At 75.5% G+C, this 20,151-nt stretch carries 14 protein-coding genes; 12 read left to right on the forward strand and 2 right to left on the reverse strand.

The genetic code is table 11. The features are described from left to right. Positions 1 to 2: 2 nt before the first annotated feature. The 4 genes from BJP59_RS12550 to BJP59_RS12565 all read left to right on the forward strand — a co-directional run bounded on the left by BJP59_RS12550 (position 3) and on the right by BJP59_RS12565 (position 9,004). Positions 3 to 737: a response regulator gene (locus tag BJP59_RS12550; protein ID WP_051876517.1), complete on the forward strand. Its 735-nt coding sequence runs from the start codon at positions 3 to 5 to the stop codon at positions 735 to 737. 218 nt (positions 738 to 955) lie between these two features. Further along, positions 956 to 1,777, forward strand: coding sequence for an ABC transporter ATP-binding protein (locus BJP59_RS12555; RefSeq protein WP_021482458.1), 822 nt, complete (start codon positions 956 to 958; stop codon positions 1,775 to 1,777). After that, positions 1,777 to 4,335, forward strand: coding sequence for an ABC transporter permease (locus tag BJP59_RS12560; protein ID WP_194521088.1), 2,559 nt, complete (start codon positions 1,777 to 1,779; stop codon positions 4,333 to 4,335). The genes BJP59_RS12555 and BJP59_RS12560 overlap by 1 nt, the downstream gene beginning before the upstream one ends. A gap of 112 nt (positions 4,336 to 4,447) precedes the next feature. Then, positions 4,448 to 9,004, forward strand: coding sequence for an FtsK/SpoIIIE domain-containing protein (locus BJP59_RS12565; RefSeq protein ID WP_194521089.1), 4,557 nt, complete (start codon positions 4,448 to 4,450; stop codon positions 9,002 to 9,004). Between the two features lie 124 nt (positions 9,005 to 9,128). Here BJP59_RS12565 and BJP59_RS12570 read toward each other — a convergent pair whose 3' ends face one another. Next, positions 9,129 to 9,590: a hypothetical protein gene (locus BJP59_RS12570; RefSeq protein WP_228485038.1), complete on the reverse strand. Its 462-nt coding sequence runs from the start codon at positions 9,588 to 9,590 to the stop codon at positions 9,129 to 9,131. Positions 9,591 to 9,830: 240 nt separating this feature from the next. Between BJP59_RS12570 and BJP59_RS12575 the strand changes: the two genes are divergently transcribed. Further along, positions 9,831 to 10,079: a WhiB family transcriptional regulator gene (locus tag BJP59_RS12575; RefSeq protein ID WP_021481972.1), complete on the forward strand. Its 249-nt coding sequence runs from the start codon at positions 9,831 to 9,833 to the stop codon at positions 10,077 to 10,079. 87 nt (positions 10,080 to 10,166) lie between these two features. Here BJP59_RS12575 and BJP59_RS12580 read toward each other — a convergent pair whose 3' ends face one another. Beyond that, positions 10,167 to 11,648 carry a sensor histidine kinase gene (locus tag BJP59_RS12580; protein ID WP_021481971.1) on the reverse strand — a complete coding sequence of 494 codons (1,482 nt, stop codon included), beginning with the start codon at positions 11,646 to 11,648 and terminating at the stop codon, positions 10,167 to 10,169. Between the two features lie 134 nt (positions 11,649 to 11,782). Here BJP59_RS12580 and BJP59_RS12585 point away from each other — a divergent pair, with 134 nt between their 5' ends. The 7 genes from BJP59_RS12585 to BJP59_RS12615 all read left to right on the forward strand — a co-directional run bounded on the left by BJP59_RS12585 (position 11,783) and on the right by BJP59_RS12615 (position 20,132). After that, positions 11,783 to 12,283 (forward strand): DUF2505 domain-containing protein, encoded by a 501-nt coding sequence (locus tag BJP59_RS12585; RefSeq protein ID WP_021481970.1) that lies wholly within the window; start codon positions 11,783 to 11,785, stop codon positions 12,281 to 12,283. 291 nt (positions 12,284 to 12,574) lie between these two features. After that, a complete protein-coding gene (locus BJP59_RS12590; protein WP_034651856.1) occupies positions 12,575 to 13,909 on the forward strand; it encodes an ABC transporter substrate-binding protein in 1,335 nt (444 codons plus the stop codon). 116 nt (positions 13,910 to 14,025) lie between these two features. Beyond that, complete coding sequence (locus BJP59_RS12595; protein ID WP_051027891.1) at positions 14,026 to 15,150, forward strand: carbohydrate ABC transporter permease; 1,125 nt, start codon at positions 14,026 to 14,028, stop codon at positions 15,148 to 15,150. Then, positions 15,147 to 16,067: a carbohydrate ABC transporter permease gene (locus BJP59_RS12600; protein ID WP_194521090.1), complete on the forward strand. Its 921-nt coding sequence runs from the start codon at positions 15,147 to 15,149 to the stop codon at positions 16,065 to 16,067. The genes BJP59_RS12595 and BJP59_RS12600 overlap by 4 nt, the downstream gene beginning before the upstream one ends. 200 nt (positions 16,068 to 16,267) lie before the next feature. Beyond that, positions 16,268 to 17,752 (forward strand): glycoside hydrolase family 1 protein, encoded by a 1,485-nt coding sequence (locus BJP59_RS12605; protein ID WP_194521091.1) that lies wholly within the window; start codon positions 16,268 to 16,270, stop codon positions 17,750 to 17,752. A 67-nt stretch (positions 17,753 to 17,819) separates the two neighbouring features. Beyond that, positions 17,820 to 18,836 (forward strand): LacI family DNA-binding transcriptional regulator, encoded by a 1,017-nt coding sequence (locus BJP59_RS12610; RefSeq protein ID WP_061267473.1) that lies wholly within the window; start codon positions 17,820 to 17,822, stop codon positions 18,834 to 18,836. Positions 18,837 to 18,917: 81 nt separating this feature from the next. Beyond that, positions 18,918 to 20,132: a DNA glycosylase AlkZ-like family protein gene (locus BJP59_RS12615; RefSeq protein WP_228485039.1), complete on the forward strand. Its 1,215-nt coding sequence runs from the start codon at positions 18,918 to 18,920 to the stop codon at positions 20,130 to 20,132. Positions 20,133 to 20,151 lie beyond the last annotated feature (19 nt).

Genomic DNA, 20,151 nt, shown 5'->3' on the forward strand with positions numbered 1-20,151 from the left:
CCATGACCGACGCCCTCCCCGTGCCCGGTGACGCGTACGCCACCGAGCCGCACGCCCCCGTGCGCATCGCGCTCGTCGACGACCAGCAGCTCGTGCGCGCGGGCTTCCGCATGGTGATCGACTCCCAGCCCGACCTCACGGTCGCCGTCGAGGCGGGCGACGGGCTCCAGGCGCTGCGCCTGCTCGCGGACCACCCGGTCGACGTCGTGCTCATGGACGTGCGCATGCCGCACCTCGACGGGCTCCAGACGACGGCCCGCCTCACCGCGGCGGCGGCCGACGGCGCGCACGCCCCCAAGGTCATCGTCCTCACGACGTTCGACCTCGACGAGTACGTGCTCGAGGCCATCCGCTCGGGCGCGAGCGGCTTCCTGCTCAAGGACGCGCCGCCCGAGGAGATGCTGGCCGCGATCCGCACGGTGCACCGTGGCGACGCGGTCATCGCGCCGTCGTCCACGCGGCGCCTGCTCGAGCACCTCGTGACGGCGCTGCCCGCCGAGCAGGTCCAGGACTCGCCCGCGCACGCCGCCGTCGAGGGCCTCACCGAGCGCGAGCGCGAGGTGCTCGTGCTCATGGCGCGCGGCCGCTCCAACACCGAGATCGCGAGCGACCTGTTCGTCGCCGAGGCGACGGTCAAGACGCACGTCGGGCGCATCCTCGCCAAGCTCGGTGCGCGCGACCGCGTGCAGGCCGTCGTGACGGCCTACGAGACGGGGCTCGTGCGCCCCGGCGCCTGACCTGCTCCGCCCGCGCCCCACCGGTCCCCGACCGGTGGGGCGTCGTCGTGTCCACCCTGGGCGGGGCACTCCTACGACCAGAGGATGACCCGGCCCGCGGCCATGACCCGACCGTCGCCGGACGCGGCGGGCCGGGCCTGCTCCGTAGCGTCGTCCACGATCCCGACGCACGCCCGCGACCACCGGTCCGCGTGCGGCACGACGAACCAGGAGACGACGTGGACACGACCGTGTACCGACCCACCGACCCGGCCCCCGCCGGCCCGCCCGCGGTGCGGGCCCGCACGCTGCGCAAGACCTACGGCACGGGCGAGGCGGCGGTGCACGCGCTCGACGGCGTCGACGTGGACTTCGAGCGCGGACACTTCACGGCCATCATGGGGCCGTCGGGCTCGGGCAAGTCGACGCTCATGCACCTGCTCGCGGGCCTCGACACCGCGACGAGCGGGCACGCCTTCATCGGGGACACCGAGGTCACGGGCCTCAACGACAACGCGCTCACGCAGCTGCGGCGCGACCGCGTGGGCTTCGTGTTCCAGTCGTTCAACCTTCTGCCGATGTTCACGGCGGAGCAGAACATCACGCTCCCCGTGGAGCTCGCGGGCGGGAAGGTCGACCGTGCGTGGTTCGAGACGCTCGTGCGCACGCTCGGCCTCGAGGCGCGCCTGAGCCACCGCCCGAGCGAGCTGTCCGGCGGGCAGCAGCAGCGCGTCGCCATCGCGCGCGCCCTCATCGCCGGCCCGGAGGTCGTGTTCGCCGACGAGCCGACGGGCAACCTCGACTCGCGCTCGGGCGCGGAGGTGCTGAGCTTCCTGCGCCGCTCGGTGCGCGAGCTCGGCCGCACCATCATCATGGTCACGCACGACCCGACGGCCGCGGCGTACGCGGACCGCGTCGTGCTCATCGCCGACGGGCGCATCGCGGGCGACATCACCGACCCGACGCCCGAGTCGGTGCTCGCGGGGCTCGACGCGCTCCGCACGCTCGACGCCGGCACCGACGGTCCCGCCCCGACGGCGTCGCAGGCGGTGCGCGCCTGATGTTCCGGCTCACCCTGGCGCAGATGCGCCGCAGCATCGGCCGCCTCGTCGCGGCCGGCGTCGCGATCGTCATCGGGACGGCCTTCGTCACGGCGACGCTCATCGCGGGCAACGTCATCACCCAGACCACGAACGACTCGATCGCCGCGCAGTACGCGGACGCCGACCTCGTCGTGTCCGCCCCGGACGACCTCACCGCGCCCGACGTCGAGGCCCTGCGCTCCGTGCCCGGCGTCGAGGCCGTCGACGCCACGTCGTTCACCTACCTCGACCTCTCGCACGGCGCGAAGCGCGTGTTCCAGCTCGGCGTCCCGGCGCCGTCCGACCCGCGCTTCGAGGCGCTCGAGGTCGTCGAGGGCTCGATGCCCACCGCGTCGGGCCAGGTCTCGCTGCCCACCGCCGTGGCCGAGCGCCTCGGCGTCGGGATCGGCGACACCGTCACGAGCTCGCGCAACGTGTGGGACGAGACCGCGCCCGACGGCGGCGACTACACGGAGGTCCACGACAAGCTGACCGTCGTCGGGACGACCGACGACCCGTACGGCGCGTACGCCCAGATGGGCGGCGCCGTCGTCGTCCCGGCCGAGGACGTCGCCGCCTGGGAGGCCGCGCAGGCTACGCCCGACGACCCGGCCCGCACCTACTCGTCGGCGATGGTGGCCCTCGCGCCCGGCACGGACCTCGAGACGGCGCGCGCCGAGCTCGTGGCTGCCTCGCCGGACGGGGCGAAGGCCGTCACGCCGGACGAGCACGCGCAGGAGCAGGCGCGGAAGATGACCGGCGACCAGGACGTCTTCACGTACGTCATCCTCTCGTTCGCCGCCGTCGCGCTGCTCGTCGCCGCGCTCGTCATCGCGAACACGTTCCAGGTCCTCGTCGCGCAGCGCACGCGCACCCTCGCGCTCCTGCGGGCGGTCGGCGCGAACAAGGCGCAGCTCGCCCGGTCCGTGCTCACCGAGGCGACGATCCTCGGCATCGTGTCGTCGCTCGCCGGCATCGTCCTGGGCGGCCTGCTCACGCAGATCGCGCTGCTCGTCGCGCGCGGCGCCGACCTGGGCGTCCCGGTCCCCGCGACCATCACGGTCACGCCCGTGGTGGTGCTCGTGCCGCTCGTGGTCGGCACGCTCGTGACGGTCGTCGCGTCGCTCGCGCCCGCCCGCGCCGCGACCCGCGTCGCCCCGCTCGAGGCGCTGCGCCCGGCCGACGCGCCGAGCATCCTGCGCGGGGGCGGCCGCGCGCGGCTCGTCGTCGCGTCCCTGCTCACGCTGGGCGGCGTCGCCGTCCTCGCGGGCGGGATCTGGCTCGGGCTCACCGACAAGCCCGAGATCGGGCTCCTCGCCGGGGTCGTCGGCGGCGCGCTGTCGTTCGTGGGCGTCCTCGTCGGAGCGGTCTACTGGCTGCCCGCCGTCGTGTCGTTCGTCGGCCGCCTGCTCGCGGGCACCGGGTCGACGGCGCGCCTCGCCACCGCGAACACGCTGCGCAACCCGCGCCGCACCACCGCGACGAGCACCGCGCTGCTCATCGGCGTCACGCTCGTCGCGATGATGTCGACCGGCGCCGCGAGCGCCCGCACCTCGCTCGACGCGGCGCTCGACGACCAGTACCCCGTCGACGTCATGGTCGCGACGGACGCGTACGGGTCGACCGGTGAGCCCGTGCCGTCCGACGTCGTGCGCGCCGTGTCCGGCACCGAGGGCGTGTCCCGCGTCGTCGAGCTGTACGCCGCGACGGTGACCATGCCGGACGGCACCGAGACGTCGTTCCACGGGGCCGACCCCGACGCCGCGCGCTCCGTGGTGCGGACGCCGGACGACCTCGCGGCCTTCGGTCCCGGGACGCTCCTCCTCTCGGAGGGCGAGGCGGAGAACTACGGCCTCGCGGACGGCGAGACCGCCGAGCTCACGGGCCCGACGGGCGAGACGCTCGACGTGACGGTTCGCACCGGGGGGATCGGCTCCGGCGGGCTGCTCACCGTCGACGACGCGCGCGCCGTCGACCCGACGAGCCTCATGTCCCGGCTGTGGGTCGGCCTCGACGACACCGGCGCCGCCGCACAGGTGGTCCCCGCGATCCAGGACGCCGTCGTGGAGTCGGACACGCCCGTGGAGGTCGCCGGGATCGCCGTCGAGCGGGCGGCGATGCAGAGCGTCATCGACACGATCCTCGGGGTCATCGTCGGGCTGCTCGCGGTCGCGGTCGTCATCGCGCTCATCGGCGTGGCGAACACGCTGTCGCTCTCGGTCATCGAGCGGCGACGCGAGTCCGCGACGCTCCGGGCGATCGGCCTCAGCCGCTCCCAGCTGCGCTGGATGCTCGCGATCGAGGGCATGCTCATCGCGGGCGTCGGGGCGGTCCTCGGGATCGTGCTGGGCGTCCTCTACGGGTGGGCCGGAGCGGCCACGGCGCTGAGCGTCATGGGCGACGTGTCGCTCGCCGTGCCGTGGCGCGACATCGCGCTCGTGCTCGTGGTCGCGCTCGTCGCGGGGCTCGTCGCCTCCGTCGTCCCCGGCCGCACCGCGGCCCGGACGTCGCCCGTCGCGGCGCTCGCCGTGGACTGAGCGAGACGCCCCACCGGCCGTCGGCCGACGCGCGCCCCTGTGGACGGACCCCCGTCCACAGGGGCGCGGTCGTGCGCGGCCGGTGCGGACCGCCGTCGGGCACGATCGCCGGGTGCTCTCCCCCGCCCCGCCCCTCGCTCCCGGTGCACCGCCGGGCAGCACGCCCGCGCCCGGGACCGACGGCGGGGCGTGGGTGCGCGTGACGATCCACCCGGGCACGGACGTCCTGCTCGCCGCGGGCACGCGCCTCGGCGACGCGCGACCCGCACTCGCCGACCTCGGGTGCCGTCCCGAGCTGCGCACGGCGCCGCTGGCCGTGGACGGCGTCCCCGTCGACGACGACCAGCGCTGCGGCTCGCGCCCGCTGCTCCCCGGGGCGACGGTCACGGTCGTGCGGGCGGGGTCGGCCCCCCGGTGCCGCGACGCCGGGCCCGTGCCGGAGGACGTGCTCGCGGCGCCCCGGCACGTCGCGGTCCTGGGCGGCCCGGACGCCGGGCGGCTCGTCGCCGTCGGGCACGGCGACCGGGGACGCACCCGCGTCGACCGGCTCGACGTCCGCTGGCGCACCACGCGGCGCGGGTCCCGGGTGCGGGTGCGCGTGCCCCGCGGCACGCGCAGGGTGCCCGACGACGCGGCCCTCCTCCGTGCGCGCCCGGCCCGGGCAGGTCGGCGGGTGGGCTCGTGGCGCGCGGTGCGCTGGCGCGACGGCCGCGCGCTGGTGACGCCCGACGGCGCCTACGCCCTGCGCGCGCGGCCCGCGCTCGTGCACGGTCCGCGGTCCGGTCCGGCCGTGGGTCCGGACCGTCCCGTCGAGGCCGGCCGCCTCGGGACGGCGCAGCTCGCGACCGCGCTCGTGCCGGCCGTCGCGTCGATCGGGCTCGCGGTGGCGCTGCGCCAGCCGCTCCTCGCGCTGCTCGCGCTCGTCGGGCCGCTCGCGGTCCTCGGCCCCGCGATCGCCGAGGCGCGCCGCCGCCGCGTCGCGCAGCGCGCGGCACCGCCCGGGGCCCCGCCGGACGTCGGGGCCGCCCCCGGCACCGTGCCGGTGGACCCGCTGCACCCCCGGCCCGCCGACGTCCTGATCTGGGCGACGATCGCCCGGCTCGCCCCAGGTGTCGACCTGGCGGGGGCGGGGGCAGCGGGGGCGGGGGCGGCGAGCGCTCTCCCGGCGCACGCCGGGTCGTCAGGGGCGGCGCCGGGAACGACCGTCGGCACGACGTCCGGCGGGTCCGTGGGCGCGACCGGTGGCGGGGCGCCGCTCGCGGCGTCGGGTGGGACGAGCCCGTCGCGGGTCCGGCTGCCGGACGGGTGCGTGGCCGTCGTCGGGCCCCGGGACGTCGCGCTCGCCGCGGCCCGGGCCCTGCTCGTGGAGGTGCTCGCGTCGGGGGCGCCACTGACGGTGCGGCCCGCGGCGCAGGACGCGCCCGCGTGGTCGTGGTGCCGCTGGCTGCCGCACGCCCGCGCCGTCCGGACGCTCGACGCCGTGGCCGCCGCCGACCCGGCCGGCCTCGTCGTCGTCGACGGCCCGGTGCCTGCGGGCGAGCTCGCCCGGGCGTGGGAGCGGTGCGCACCCGCGGGCACGGACGTGCTGCTGGTGCTCGGGGACCGGGCGCAGGTCCCGGCGTGGTGCCGGACGCTCGTCGACGTCACCGGAGCCGTCGCCGTCGTCACGGGTCCCGACGGAGCCCGGGCGCCGCGCGAGCACGTCGGCGTGAGCGCCGGGTGGGCGCTCGGCCTCGCGCGGCGGCTCGCCGCGGCCGAGCACCTCGGCCGGCTGGGCACCGGGGACGGGGACCGTGCGGGCGAGCCGGACCCGGGCGACCCCACGGCGCGGTCGCTGCCGTCGGCGGTCGCGCTCGGTCCTCTGCTGGGCGCGCCGCGAGCGCCGGACCGGCTCGCGACGTGGGTCGCCGAGCGCTGGCAGGACGCGGCCCGCCGGGACGGGCTCGGCCTGCGGACCGTGCTCGGCGCCGGGACCGGGGGTGCGCCGGTCGCCGTCGACCTCGTCCGCGAGGGGCCGCACGTGCTCGTCGCCGGCACGACGGGGGCCGGGAAGTCCGAGCTCCTGCAGTCCCTGGTCGCCGGGCTCGCGCTCGGACGCTCGCCCGACGAGCTGTCGTTCGCGCTCGTCGACTTCAAGGGTGGCGCGAGCTTCGGGGCGTGCGGCCGGCTGCCGCACGTCGTGGGCCAGGTGACCGACCTCGACCCGGGGCTCGCGGGACGGGCGCTGGCCGGGCTCCGGGCCGAGCTGCACCGGCGCGAGCGGATCCTCGCCGCGGCGGACGTCGCGAGCATCGACGCTCTCCCCCGGGGACGGCTCGCGCGGCTCGTGGTCGTGGTGGACGAGTTCCGCGCGCTCGCCGACGACCTGCCCGACCTCGTGCCCGGGCTGCTGCGCGTCGCCGCGCAGGGCCGGTCGCTCGGCGTGCACCTGGTCCTCGCGACGCAGCGGCCCGCAGGCGCCGTCAGCGCCGACGTGCGGGCGAACGTCACGCTGCGGATCGCGCTCCGGGTCGTGGACGTCGCCGACTCGCGCGACGTCGTCGACTCGCCGCACGCGGCCCGCGTCCCGGCATCGACGCCCGGGCGCCTGATCTTGCGCCGCGGCGCCGAGCCACCGGTGGCCGTGCAGTGCGCACGAGCCGGCGGGCCGCTCGCCCTGCCGGAGGTCAGCGTGCGGCTCGCCGACCCGTGGGGCCGGCACCGCAGCCCGGACGGGCCCGCGCCCGGGTCCGCGGACGACCACCTGCCGCTCCTCGTCGCGGCAGCACGCGAGGTCGCGGCGCGCTCGGGACTGCGCCCCCACCCCGCGCCATGGCTACCCGCCCTCCCCACCCGCGTCGGACCCGACGAGCTCGCCAGGGTCGACGGGATCGACGGGATCGCCAGGGTCGACGGCGAGGCGGTGCGCTCCGACGACCGCGCGCTGCCCGTCGCACTCGGTGACCTGCCGGCCCTGCAGCGCCGCACGGTGGTCCGCTGGGACCCGCGCGACGGTCATCTCGCGGTCCAGGGCCGGCCCCGGTCGGGCCGCACCACGGCCCTGCGCACCGTCGGGCTGGCCGCGCTCGACCGCGGCTGGGCGGTCCACGCGATCGGGCCGGGGCTCGCGGACCTCGCGGCGTACCCCGGCACCGGCACGGTCGTGGACCGGAGCGACCCGCGCCGCGTCGTCCGCCTCCTCCGGCTCCTGGCCGGTCACGACGACGGTCAGTCCCGACCCGCGGGGCTCGACCGCACGACCGGACGCACCCTCCTCCTCGTGGACGACGTCGAGGCCGTGCGCGGCGTGCTCGCCGGCGTCGCGGGCGGGGCCGGTGCCGACGCCCTCGCGGACGTGCTCGCCGACTCCCCCACGGCGGTCGCCATGAGCGCGAGCGGGCCGACGGTCGGCGGCCTGGCGTCGCTCGTCGGCGTCAGAGCGGTGCTGGCCTCGCGCGACCGCCACGACGACGTGTCGCTGGGCGTGCCAGCAGCGCTCGCCGGGCAGGGCGGACCGCCCGGCCGGGCGGTGTGGCTCGGGCCGGGCGACCCGCTCATGTGCCAGGTCGTGCTGCCACCGACCGTCGCGCGAGGACGATCAGGGCGCCCGGCGCCACCCCGCCGGGGCGCCTTCCGGCTGCACCCCCTGCCCGACGACGTCGACTCCGCCGATCTCGACGTGGCCGGGCACGCGCCGGGCGGTGTCGACCCGGGCCCCGCCGTCGTCGTGACGGACCCCGGCCCTGCGGTCGCCTCGGATGACGGTGACGACACGGACGTCGCGCCCAGCCCGGGACCCACCTGCGGCCCGGTCGGTCCATGCGCCGCGGACGGCGCGGTCGACCGTGCCGTCGCAGACACCGCGGACGTCGCGGCCAGCCGTGCCGTCGCGGCCGTCGCGGTCGGCCGGGGCGGCGACGACGGCCGGACGCTGTGGATGGACGTTGCGCGGGGCGCGCTCGTCGTCGGGCCGCCCGGGAGCGGCCGCACGAGCACGCTCGCGCTGCTCGCCCGGCACGCGGCCGCCACCGGTTCGCTCCGCGCGGTCGTGAGCCGCGACCACGTGCTGGCGAGCGCGGCGATGCCTGCCCCCGGGCGCACCGCGCGCACCACCGGCCGGACCAGGAGCGGGAACGGGAACGGCACGAAAGATGGGAGGGCGAGCAGCAACAGCCATGGCAACCGGGACGGGAGCGGCACGACCGACTGGCGAGCGAGCGGCAGCAGCAACGGCAACCAGAGCGGGAACGGGAACCGGGACGGCGCGATCGTCGTGCGGCGGTACACGCCCGCGGACGTCGCGCGCCTCCTCGACACGCTGGAGGCAGGTCAGAGCGCTGCGACGTTCCCGAGCAGGGCGGCGGCGCCGGGGGTCGTGGTGGTCGACGACCTGGACGTGCTGACCCAGCTCTGCGTGCTGGAGGCCGACCGGCTCGCGGCGCTGTGCCGCGACGGGCTCGTGCTGCTCGCGTCGGCGTCGACGGGCGCCGCGGCCTCGGCGTTGCGCGGTCCGCTCGCGGACCTGCGCGGGGCGCGCAGCGGGATCGTCCTCGCGCCGCGGGAACGCGGGAGCGCCGAGGTGTTCGGGCACGGGCTGGAGTGGCTCGCCGAACCCGGCCGACCCCGACCGGGCCGAGGGGTGCTGGTCCAGGGCGCGCGGCTGGCGCCGCTCCAGGCCGCCCGCGCGTGACGGGCAAGAGCCACGCCCGGCGCAGCGTCGGCCACGGCGGGGGCAGGGCCGGTCCCGCGGGACCGTCAGGCGACCCGGTCGGGGCCGCAGGCGTGCGCGCCGGAATCGAGCAGCGCGCCGGGAGTCAGGCGGCCGGGCGGACGTCGCGCGTGGTCGCCTCGACGACGGGACGCAGCATGAGGAGGACGAGCACCACGACGGCGAGCACGAGCGCCACGACGACCCACGGGGTCACGCCCACCTGGAGCGAGCTGACCGCGACGACCCCCTGGAGGATCTGCCAGGTCGCGACGGGCGACCGCGCCCAGCGCTGCCCGCGCAGCAGCCCGCGCACGCTCGCGGCGAGCACGGCCCCCACGCCGAGGGCGAAGACGACGAGGAAGACGCTCACCCCGAACGACTGCGAACCACCGCGGAGGAGCTCGACGAGGATCAGCACGGCGCCCACCGCGAGCGCGGCGATCTCGATGCCGACCCCGGCGACGAGCGCCGTCAGCGCGGGCGGCCGCGACCCCCCGTCGGAGGACGGTCCCGGGGGCGTCGGGCGGGGCTCGGGCGGGGTTCCGGAGGGCTCGCGGGAGGGCACGATCACCCAGCGTACGCGCCGACCTGCGGCTTCACACCCGTGTGACGAAGGCCTCACGATTCATGCGACGGAAACTTTCTCGTAACCCCTTGTGCTGTGCTTCACGAGGTGTGAACCTGGTTCAAGCATCAATCACCCCCCGCCTCGAGCCCTTGGCCCGGGCAGCCCCCTGCCGGGTCGCCCAGCGACGAGTCATCACCTCGCGACCAGGCTCCCCTCTGCCCGAAGGAGACGACGAACATGGACTGGCGCCACCGCGCAGCCTGCCTCGACGAAGACCCCGAGCTGTTCTTCCCCATCGGGAACACCGGCCCTGCGCTCCTCCAGATCGAGGAGGCGAAGGCCGTCTGCCGCCGCTGCGACGTCGTCGACACGTGCCTCAAGTGGGCCATCGAGTCCGGCCAGGACGCCGGCGTCTGGGGCGGTCTCTCCGAGGACGAGCGTCGCGCCCTCAAGCGCCGCACCGCGCGCGCACGCCGCGCCGGCTGACACGACACGCCGCTCCGCCTCCGGGCGTCGAGCAGCACGACGGGCCGTCACCCTCCGGGGTGGCGGCCCGTCGTCGTGCGGCGGTGGTCAGCCCTGGCGGTTGCCGTCGCGCAGCACGAGCGCGAGCACGACCTGGGTGCCCCCGCCGGGCCGCGGCGACCACTCGATGGTGCCGCCGAGCTCGTTCGTCACGAGGGTCTGCACGATCTGCGAGCCCAGTCCGCTCTTGGCCGCCTTGCCCGCTCGCGCGACGTCGCCGTCGGGCATGCCGACCCCGTCGTCCGCCACGACGATCCGCAGGGCCGAGCCGTCGCGCTCGACCGCGACCTCGACCGTGCCGGTCTCCTGCTTCGCGAGGCCGTGCTCGACGGCGTTCGTGACGAGCTCGGTGAGGATGAGCGCGAGGGGGGTCGCGTCCTCCGCGGGCACGAGCCCGAAGCTCCCCGTGCGGACGGTGCGCACGCTCGTGTCGGCGGAGGCGACGTCGGCCGCGAGGCGCAGCGCGCGACCGACCATGTCGTCGAACTCCACCTCCTCGTCGAGCGTCTGCGACAGGCTCTCGTGCACGAGCGCGATCGTCGCGACGCGGCGCATCGCCTCCTCCAGCGCGGCGCGCGCCTCGGGGACGTCCATGCGCCGGGCCTGGAGCCGCAGGAGCGCCGCGACGGTCTGGAGGTTGTTCTTCACACGGTGGTGGATCTCGCGGATCGTCGCGTCCTTGGTGATGAGCTCGCGCTCCCGGCGGCGCAGCTCCGAGACGTCGCGGCACAGCAGGACGGCGCCGATGCGCTGGCCGGACTCGGTGAGCGGGAGCGCGCGCAGCGACAGCGCGACGCGCTGCGCCTCGATCTCGGTGCGCCAGGGCGCGCGGCCCATGACGACGAGCGGGAGCGACTCGTCCACGGGGGTCTGGTGCTCGATGAGGTCGGCCGTCACCTCGGCGAGCGACCGCCCGACGAGCGGCCCGATGACCCCCAGACGGTGGAAGCAGCTCAGCGCGTTGGGGCTCGCGTAGAGGACCTCGCCCTCGGAGTTCAGCCGGATGAGGCCGTCGCCGACGCGCGGCGCGCCGCGACGCGGCCCGGTGGCGGCGTTCGGGAAGGGGAACTCCCCGCGCGAGATCATCGCGATGAGGTCGTCCGCGGCCTCGACGTAGTTGAGCTCGAGGCGGCTGGGCGTGCGCCCGCTCCCGAGGTTGGTCTGCCGCGCGACGACGGCGATCGCCTTCCCGGAGTGCAGCACCGGGATGGCCTCCTCGCGCACGGCGTACGCGCCGAACCAGCGCGGCTCGCGCGAGCGCTGCGACCGCACCTCGGTGAGCGCGCGCTCGAGCTGCGGGCGCTGGCCCTCCGGGGCGAACGACCCGACGATGTCGTCGTAGTGGACGGTCGCGCCCGTCGACGGCCGGCACTGGGAGACGGCGACGAAGTTGCCGTCGCTCGTGGGCAGCCACAGCACGAGGTCGGCGAACGCGAGGTCGGAGATCACCTGCCAGTCGCCCACGAGCAGGTGCAACCACTCGTTGTCCGCCGGGCTGAGGTCGGCGTGGCGGGAGATGAGGTCACTCATGGCAGACACGGACCCCAGCGTAGAGGGGCGCGACCGGTAGAGTCCCCTCAGCGCCCGCGTGCGCGGTCGCCCGAACCGTCAGCCGTCCCGTCGGCCGGCCCGTCACGGGCCGGCGCAGGGCCCGAGGAGGTCCCGTGCACCTGAGCGTCGAGCTCCGCTACCCCGCCCCCGTCCACGCCGTCGGGGCGATGCTCGCGGACGAGGAGTTCGTCCGCTGGCGCGCCGCCCGCTCGGGCGGCGAGGGCGCCCACGTCGAGCAGGTGGACGTCACCGGCGGGCCGGACGAGGGGTTCACCGTCACGGTGCGGCGGACGCTGCCCACGGACCAGATCCCGGCGCACGTCCGCTCGTTCGTCGGGGGTCGTCTCGAGATCCGGCAGGCGGAGGCCTGGGAGCCGGAGCGGGACGGCGAGCGGTCGGGCACGGTGTCGCTCGAGATCACGGGCGCACCGGTGCGCCTCACGGGCACCGTGACGCTCTCCCCGGAGGGGGACGGCACGGTCGAGCGCTACGACGGCGAGGTCAAGGCCAACGTGCCGCTCTTCGGCGGGGCGATCGAGCAGGCCGCGGCCGAGGCCGTGCGGACGGCGCTCGCCGCGGAGGAGTCCGCCGGTCTCGCGTGGCTGTCGCGCTGACCACCGACCGAGCGGCGCCCGGCCCGACCTGATCGGCGACCCGGCGACGCCGGCCCGGCGACCGGTCTCGAACCGGTAACGATTTCCACAGAACCCGACCAACTGGTAGGTCGCCGTAACGCCCTGACCTGCGGCGATACCTGGGTGGGAGCGCGACCACACCCGTGCGGACCCGACCCAGGCTTGACACGGGTTCGGGCGGGAACGCACGATCAGGCCGTTGTGTGGAAGCGCTACCACATTGGAGGTGGGAGCGCTGCCACGACCCGCCCCACCGACAAGGGAGTCACCGTGCTGAGCAGCACCCGTACGACCCGCCGGCCCCGCAAGGCGATCGCCGCCGTCGCAGGCCTCGCGGCCATCACCCTCACCCTGACCGCGTGCTCGAGCGGCTCCGGCTCGGACGACGACGCGACGGGCTCCGGCGACGGAGACAAGATCACGCTCACCGTCGCGACGTTCAACGACTTCGGCTACACGGACGAGCTCCTCGCCGCGTACACCGCGGAGCACCCGAACGTCACCGTCAAGCAGACGAAGGCCGCCAAGTCCGAGGACGCGCGGACCAACCTCACCACGAAGCTCGCCGCCGGCGGCGAGGGCCTCGCGGACATCGAGGCCATCGAGGTCGACTGGCTCCCGGAGCTCATGCAGTACCCCGACCTCTTCACCGACCTCACCGACTCGTCGCTCGACGGCCGCTGGGTGGACTGGAAGGTCCAGCAGGCGACGACGACCGACGGCAAGCTCATCGGCTACGGCACCGACATCGGCCCGAGCGCGATCTGCTACCGCCAGGACCTCTTCGAGGCCGCGGGCCTCCCGAGCGACCCGGCCGGTGTGGCGGAGCTCCTCGGTGGCGAGGACGCCACGTGGGACGACTACTTCGCCGCGGGCAAGACCTTCGTCGCCGCGAGCGACGCGGCCTGGTACGACTCCGCGATGTCCATCTCGCAGGCGATGGTCAACCAGATCGACAACGCCTACGAGGAGTCCGACGGCACGCCCAAGGACCTCGCGTCCAACCAGCCGATCATCGACATCTACGACACGGTGCTCGAGCAGTCGACGACGAACGAGCTCTCCGCCGGCCTCGAGCAGTGGTCGGGCGACTGGGACGCCGCGTTCCAGAACGACGGCTTCGCGACGATGATCTGCCCCGCGTGGATGACCGGCCCGGTCGAGGAGCGCTCGGGCGGCGTCACCGGCTGGAACGTCGCGGACGTCTTCCCCGGCGGCGGCCTCAACTGGGGCGGCTCGTTCCTCACGGTGCCGGCCTCCGGCCCGAACGCCGAGGCGGCCAAGGAGCTCGCCGCGTGGCTGACCGACCCGGCGCAGCAGACGACGGCCTTCGAGAACGCGGGCACGTTCCCGTCGCAGCTCGAGGCGCAGGAGTCCGACGCCGTGCAGTCCTTCACGAACGACTTCTTCAACGACGCCCCGGTCGGCACGATCTTCGTCAACCGTGCGCTCGCGATCGACAGCGCGCCGTTCAAGGGCGCGAACTACTTCTCGATCCACACGACCGTCCAGGACGGCATCAAGCGCGTGGACGTCGAGAAGACGGACGACGCCGCCTCCTCGTGGCAGAAGACGCTCCAGTCCTTCCAGGACCTGGGACTGTGACCTGACGGGGCCGGGGGCGGCACGACCTGCCGCCCCCGGCCCCGCGCGCGTCCGCCCGCGGACGACGCCCCGCACCCGCAGCCACCCAGCGCCACCGAGCAGCCCAGGAATCCCACATGGCCGTCCTCACGCCCACCCAGCCCTCGCCGGGGCTCAGCGGGCCGCCGCCGCGCACGCCGCGCCGCGTCGGCTTCTCCCAGCGCCTCAGCCGCTGGGACGTCAAGGTCTCGCCCTACCTCTACATCTCGCCCTTCTTCATCCTGTTCGCGATCACGGGACTCTTCCCGCTCGTGTATACCGCCGTGGTGTCGGTCTACGACTGGAACCTGCTCGGCGGCCAGGGCGACTTCGTCGGTCTCCAGAACTACACGGACGTCCTCGCGCAGCCGACGTTCTGGAAGTCCCTGCGCAACACCGTCTCGATCTTCGTGCTCTCGTCCGTGCCGCAGGTCATCGCCGCGATCGCGATCGCGGCCCTGCTCGACCAGAACCTGCGCGCCGCGACGTTCTGGCGCATGGGCGTCCTGCTGCCGTACGTCGTCGCGCCCGTCGCGGTCTCGATGATCTTCGGCCGCCTGTTCGCCGACCAGTACGGGCTCATCAACGAGCTGCTCGGCCTCGTCGGCGTCGACCCGATCCGCTGGCACGCCGACGCCCTCGCGAGCCACGTCGCCATCGCGTCGATGGTGAACTTCCGCTGGACCGGCTACAACGCGCTGATCTTCCTCGCCGCGATGCAGGCCGTGCCGCGCGAGCTCTACGAGGCCGCGATCATCGACGGCGCCGGGCGCGTGCGCCAGTTCTTCTCCGTGACCGTCCCCCAGATCCGCGCCACGATCATCTTCGTCGTCATCACGTCGACGATCGGCGGCCTGCAGATCTTCGACGAGCCGCGCATGTTCGACGCGCAGGGTCTCGGCGGCGCCGACCGGCAGTGGATGACGACCGTGCTCTACCTCTACGACGTCGCGTGGGGCAACCAGAAGAACTTCGGCCGTGCGGCCGCCGTCGCGTGGCTGCTGTTCCTGCTCATCATCCTCGTGGGCATCGTCAACTTCCTCGTCACCCGGCGGATCGCCACGTCGAACGCGCAGCCGCGCCCGCCACGCTGGGTGCGTCGCCGCCAGGAGGCGCGCAAGCGCCTGCGCGCCGAGGACGCCATGTCCGCGCAGCGTTCCGCCGCGGGGACCGAGGCGTCCGTCCCGACCGCAGCCAGCCCGACCGACCGGAGGAAGCGATGAGCTCCGTCCCCGTCATCGCCCAGACCGCCGGCCCGGGCGCGGCCCGCGCCGTGTCCCGCCGCCGGAGCGCCGGGAAGAACGTCGGCGGCACGCAGCGCCGCCCGCGCTGGGTCACGTACACCATCCTCGGGATCGTCCTGCTGATCTCGGTGTTCCCGCTGTACTTCACGCTGATCCTCGGCTCCTCGACGCCCGAGGAGATCTCGCGCAGCGCGCTGCCCCAGCTCCTGCCCGACGCGAGCCTGTTCGACCGGTTCGCCGACGTCATGAGCTCGGACGCGATCAACTTCTGGAAGGCCGCCTGGAACTCCGTGGTCGTCGCGGTGCTCACGTCCCTCTCGGTCGTGCTGTTCTCGACGCTCGCCGGCTTCTCGTTCGCGAAGCTCCGGTTCCGCGGCCGCGGCCCGCTGCTCGTGTTCGTCATCGCGACGATGGCGGTGCCCACGCAGCTCGGCGTCATCCCGATGTACATCCTCATGTCGGACCTCGGGTGGATCGGCAAGCTCCAGGCCGTCATCGTCCCCGCGCTCGTCACGGCGTTCGGCGTCTTCTGGATGACGCAGTACCTCGGCGAGGCGCTCCCGTACGAGCTCATCGAGGCGGCCCGGGTCGACGGCGCGTCCATGATCCGCACGTTCTGGTCCATCGCGCTGCCGGCGGCCCGCCCGGCCGCCGCGATGCTGGGCCTGTTCACGTTCGTGCAGCAGTGGACGAACTTCTTCTGGCCGTCCATCGTGCTGAACCAGAACAACCCGACGCTGCCGCTCGTGGTGCGGTCCCTGCAGTCGAACTTCTTCGTCGACTACTCGCTCGTCATGGCCGGGATCTTCCTCGTCACGCTGCCGCTCATCGTCATCTTCATCTTCACCGGCCGCCAGCTCGTGGCGGGCATCATGCAGGGCGCCGTCAAGGGCTGACGCCCGGCGCCCCGCGCCGCACGACCCGCCCACCACCCGGTGGGCGCGGTCCGTGCTGCGCGCCGACCGTCGCGCGGGCGGGCCCGACCGGCCCGCCCGCGTGCCATCCCGCGACTTCTCGAAGGACAATCGACCATGACCAGCTTCGTCCCGTCCGCGCCCCTCCCCCGAACCCGGCGACCGCGACCGGACGCGTCGAGATGCCCCCGGGCTTCCTCTGGGGCGCCGCGACGGCCGCGTTCCAGATCGAGGGCGCGGGGCACACCGACGGGCGCACGGACTCCGTGTGGGACGCGTTCGCCCGCGTGCCGGGCGCCGTCGTGAACGGTGACGACGGCATGGTCGCGTGCGACCACTACCACCGGTACCGCGAGGACGTCGCGCTCCTGCGCGACCTCAACCTGGGGACGTACCGGTTCTCGACGTCGTGGGCCCGCGTGCGCCCCGACGGCGGCGCGGTCAACCCCGCCGGGCTCGCGTTCTACGACCGCCTCGTGGACGAGCTGCTCGCCGCGGACGTCCTGCCGTGGCTCACGCTCTACCACTGGGACCTCCCCCAGGCGCTCGAGGAGAAGGGCGGCTGGACGTCGCGCGACACGGCGTACCTCTTCGCCGAGTACGCGGTGACGATGCACGAGGCGCTGGGCGACCGCGTCGGCGTGTGGACGACGCTCAACGAGCCGTGGTGCTCCGCGTTCCTCGGCTACACCGCGGGCGTGCACGCGCCCGGCCGGCAGTCGCGCGAGGACGGCCTCGCGGCCGCGCACCACCTGCTGCTCGGGCACGGCCTCGCGGTCCAGGCGCTGCGCGAGCGCGCGCCGGAGGCGAACCTCGGGCTCACGCTGAACTTCACGGTGTCCGACCCGGTCGACCCGCAGGACCCGGCCGACGTCGACGCCGCGCGCCGGATCGACGGCCAGTTCAACCGGATCTTCCTCGACCCCGTCTTCCACGGCGAGTACCCGGCCGACGTCCTCGAGGACGTCGCGCCCTACGGTCTGCTCGACCACGTCAAGGACGGGGACCTCGAGATCATCTCCACCCCGATCGACACGCTCGGGGTCAACTACTACAACGGCGGGGCGGTCTCGGCCCGCCCGCAGACGACGGCGCCCGGCACCGGGAGCGACGGCGGCGGGGGCACGCGCCCCGAGGGCGTCCGCGACGAGGAGGCCGACGCCGCGCCGGTGCGCCCGACGTCGTCCCCCTACCCCGCCGCGGACGGCGTGCACGCCCACTCGCGCGGCCTGCCGCGCACGGACATGGGCTGGGAGGTCCAGCCCGAGGGGCTGACGCGCCTCCTCACGCGCCTGCAGCGCGACTTCACCGGCCCGCGCGGCGTCGCGATGTACATCACCGAGAACGGCGCCGCCTACCCGGACCAGGTGGGCCCGGACGGCTCGGTCGACGACCAGGACCGGCTCGAGTTCCTCGACGCGCACCTGCGCGCGACGCGCGACGCGATCGACGCGGGGGCGGACGTGCGCGGCTACTTCGCGTGGTCGCTCATGGACAACTTCGAGTGGGCGCTCGGCTACACGAAGCGCTTCGGCATCGTCCGCGTCGACTACGAGACGCAGGAGCGCACCGTCAAGGCGAGCGGCGCCTGGTACGCCCAGGTCGCGCGCGACAACGCGATCCCGGCGCGCGAGACGCCGGCCGCGGACGCCGCCCCGGCCGAGTGACGGCGACGGTGAGGGCACGGTGAGCGGGGCGGTGCGGACCGGGGAGCGCGCGCGCCATACTGTCCCGATGAACAGCCTGCGCTCCGCGCCGACCCTGGACGAGGTGGCCCAGACGGCGGGTGTCTCGCGCTCGACGGCGTCGCGCGCCATCAACGGCGGCCTGCGGGTGTCGCCCGAGGCGCAGGCGGCGGTCGACGCCGCCGTCGCGCAGCTCGGCTACACGCCCAACCGCGCCGCCCGCTCGCTCGTGACGCGCCGCACGGACTCGATCGCCCTCGTGGTCCCCGAGCCCGACGAGCGCATCCTCACCGACCCGTTCCTCGCGGGCACGATGCGCGGCGTGAGCGCCGCGCTCGGCGGCACGGACCTGCAGCTCGTGCTGCTGTTCGCGCGCCCCGACGAGCAGCCGGGCCGCATCGTGCGGTATCTCAGCAGCGGCCACGTCGACGGCGCGATCGTCGCGTCGCACCACCGCGACGACGACCTCGAGGAAGCGCTCCTCGCGGCGCGCCTGCCCGCCGTGTTCGTGGGGCGGCCGTTCCACCCGACGCCGGACCTCCTGTACGTCGACGTGGACAACGTCGAGGGCGGCCGCCTCGCGGCGCGGCGTCTCGTCGAGGCGGGCCGGCGCCGTATCGCGACGATCGCCGGCCCGCAGGACATGACGGCGGGCGTGGACCGGCTCACGGGGTTCCGCGAGGTGCTGCGCGACGCCGGCCTGCCGGACGACGCGGTCGAGATCGGCGACTTCGCCGTCGCGGGCGGCGCGGCGGCCATGGAACGCCTCCTCGCCGCGCACCCGGACCTCGACGGCCTGTTCGTCGCGTCCGACCTCATGGCCGAGGGCGCGCTGCGCGTGCTCGCGGCGCACGGCCGCGACGTGCCGCGCGACGTGTCCGTCGTCGGCTTCGACAACCTCGCCACCGCCGCCACGACGTCGCCCCCGCTCACCACGGTCCAGAACCCCATGGTCGAGATGGTGCGCGGCGCGACCGACCTTCTGCTCGACCTCGTGGGGGGCCGCGGCGACGAGATCGCTTCGCAGGTCCTCGCGCCGGAGCTCGTCGAGCGCGACTCCGTCTGACCCCGCGCCGTCCGCGGCGCCGCGCGGCACCCGAGGCGTGGGGGCCGAGACGCTGTGGGCGGTCGCTCGTAACCTGGCGTCGTGCACCCGTCCACGGAACCGGTGGCCACGCTCTCGCGGGCCGACGTCCTCGCCGCGCGCTGGCACGCCCACGAGCTCGACCGGGCGCCGGGCGCGGCGGCCGCGGTGACGGACGTCGCCGTCCTCGACTTGGGCGTCCAGGACACGGGGTCCGACGGCGCCGCGTGGGCGCTCGCCGTCCGGGGCGCCCCGCCCGTCGCGCCCGGCACCCTGCCGCCCGACCTCGCGCTCGCGTGGACGCTGCGCGGCGCCCCGCACGTCTACCGCCGCGCGGACCTCGCCGACGTCGCGACCGCGACGGCGCCGTTCTCCGAGGCCGACGCCGCCAAGCGGGTCTACGACGCGAGCCGACCGCTCCGCGCGGCGGGTGTCGCCGTGCTCGACGCCCTGCGCACCGAGGCGCGGCTCGAGCGCGACCTCGTCGAGTCGCCGACCGTCAAGGGCGACCTCTCGACGCGCCTCACCGCGCGGCTCCCGGAGCCGCACCTGCGCTGGTGCGGGCCGTGCGGCGCCACCCACAGCTACGAGCAGACGTTCCGCCTCGCGGCCCTGCAGGCCGGGCTCGAGCTGGAGCCGGGCTCGTCCCCGCCCGTGCTCCGGCGCGTCCCCGGCCTCGAGCCGCCGCTCTACGGGCGCCTCGGCGGGGACGCCCCGCCGCGCCTGGACGTCGTGCGCGGCTACCTGCGCTTCTTCCCCGCCGCCAGCGTCCAGGACGTCGCCGCGTTCCTCGACGCCCCGGTCAAGGACGTCCGGAACCGGTGGCCCGACGACGCGGTCCGCGTCGAGGTCGCCGAGGTCGAGCCCGGCCCGCGGTCGACCGAGCGCTGGGTGCTCGCCGAGGACCTCGGTCGCGTCACGGGCGCCGCCGCACGCGAGCGCGACGCGCGACCCGCGCCCGGCGCCCCGGCCGTGCGCCTCGTGGGCCCCTACGACCTGTTCCTGCAGCTGCGCGACCGCGCGACGCTCGTCCCGGACGGCGCGCGCGCCAAGGACCTGTGGCGGGTCCTCGGCCGGCCCGGGGCCGTGCTCGCGGGCGGCGAGGTCGTGGGCACGTGGCGGCCCCGCGCGTCGGGCCGTCGCCTCACGGTCCTGACCGACCCCTGGGTCCCGTGGGACGCCGGGCTCGCCGACGCCGTCGCCGAGCAGGCGGAGCGCCTGCGCGCGCACCGCGACGCGGCGTCCGTGACCGTCTCGCCGGTGCCGGACGCGCGGTAGCGACCGGGGTGCGGCGCGG

Origin of the sequence: Cellulosimicrobium sp. JZ28, assembly GCF_015327065.1 — a bacterium.
GTDB lineage: Bacteria > Actinomycetota > Actinomycetes > Actinomycetales > Cellulomonadaceae > Cellulosimicrobium > Cellulosimicrobium funkei.

Coding starts and splice junctions, on each gene's coding strand:
- BJP59_RS12550 (WP_051876517.1), top strand. CDS start 3: ATGACCGACGCCCTCCCCGTGCCCGGTGACGCGTACGCCACCGAGCCG.
- BJP59_RS12560 (WP_194521088.1), top strand. CDS start 1,777: ATGTTCCGGCTCACCCTGGCGCAGATGCGCCGCAGCATCGGCCGCCTC.
- BJP59_RS12575 (WP_021481972.1), top strand. CDS start 9,831: ATGGACTGGCGCCACCGCGCAGCCTGCCTCGACGAAGACCCCGAGCTG.
- BJP59_RS12580 (WP_021481971.1), bottom strand. CDS start 11,648: ATGAGTGACCTCATCTCCCGCCACGCCGACCTCAGCCCGGCGGACAAC.
- BJP59_RS12595 (WP_051027891.1), top strand. CDS start 14,026: ATGGCCGTCCTCACGCCCACCCAGCCCTCGCCGGGGCTCAGCGGGCCG.
- BJP59_RS12600 (WP_194521090.1), top strand. CDS start 15,147: ATGAGCTCCGTCCCCGTCATCGCCCAGACCGCCGGCCCGGGCGCGGCC.
- BJP59_RS12605 (WP_194521091.1), top strand. CDS start 16,268: ATGCCCCCGGGCTTCCTCTGGGGCGCCGCGACGGCCGCGTTCCAGATC.
- BJP59_RS12610 (WP_061267473.1), top strand. CDS start 17,820: ATGAACAGCCTGCGCTCCGCGCCGACCCTGGACGAGGTGGCCCAGACG.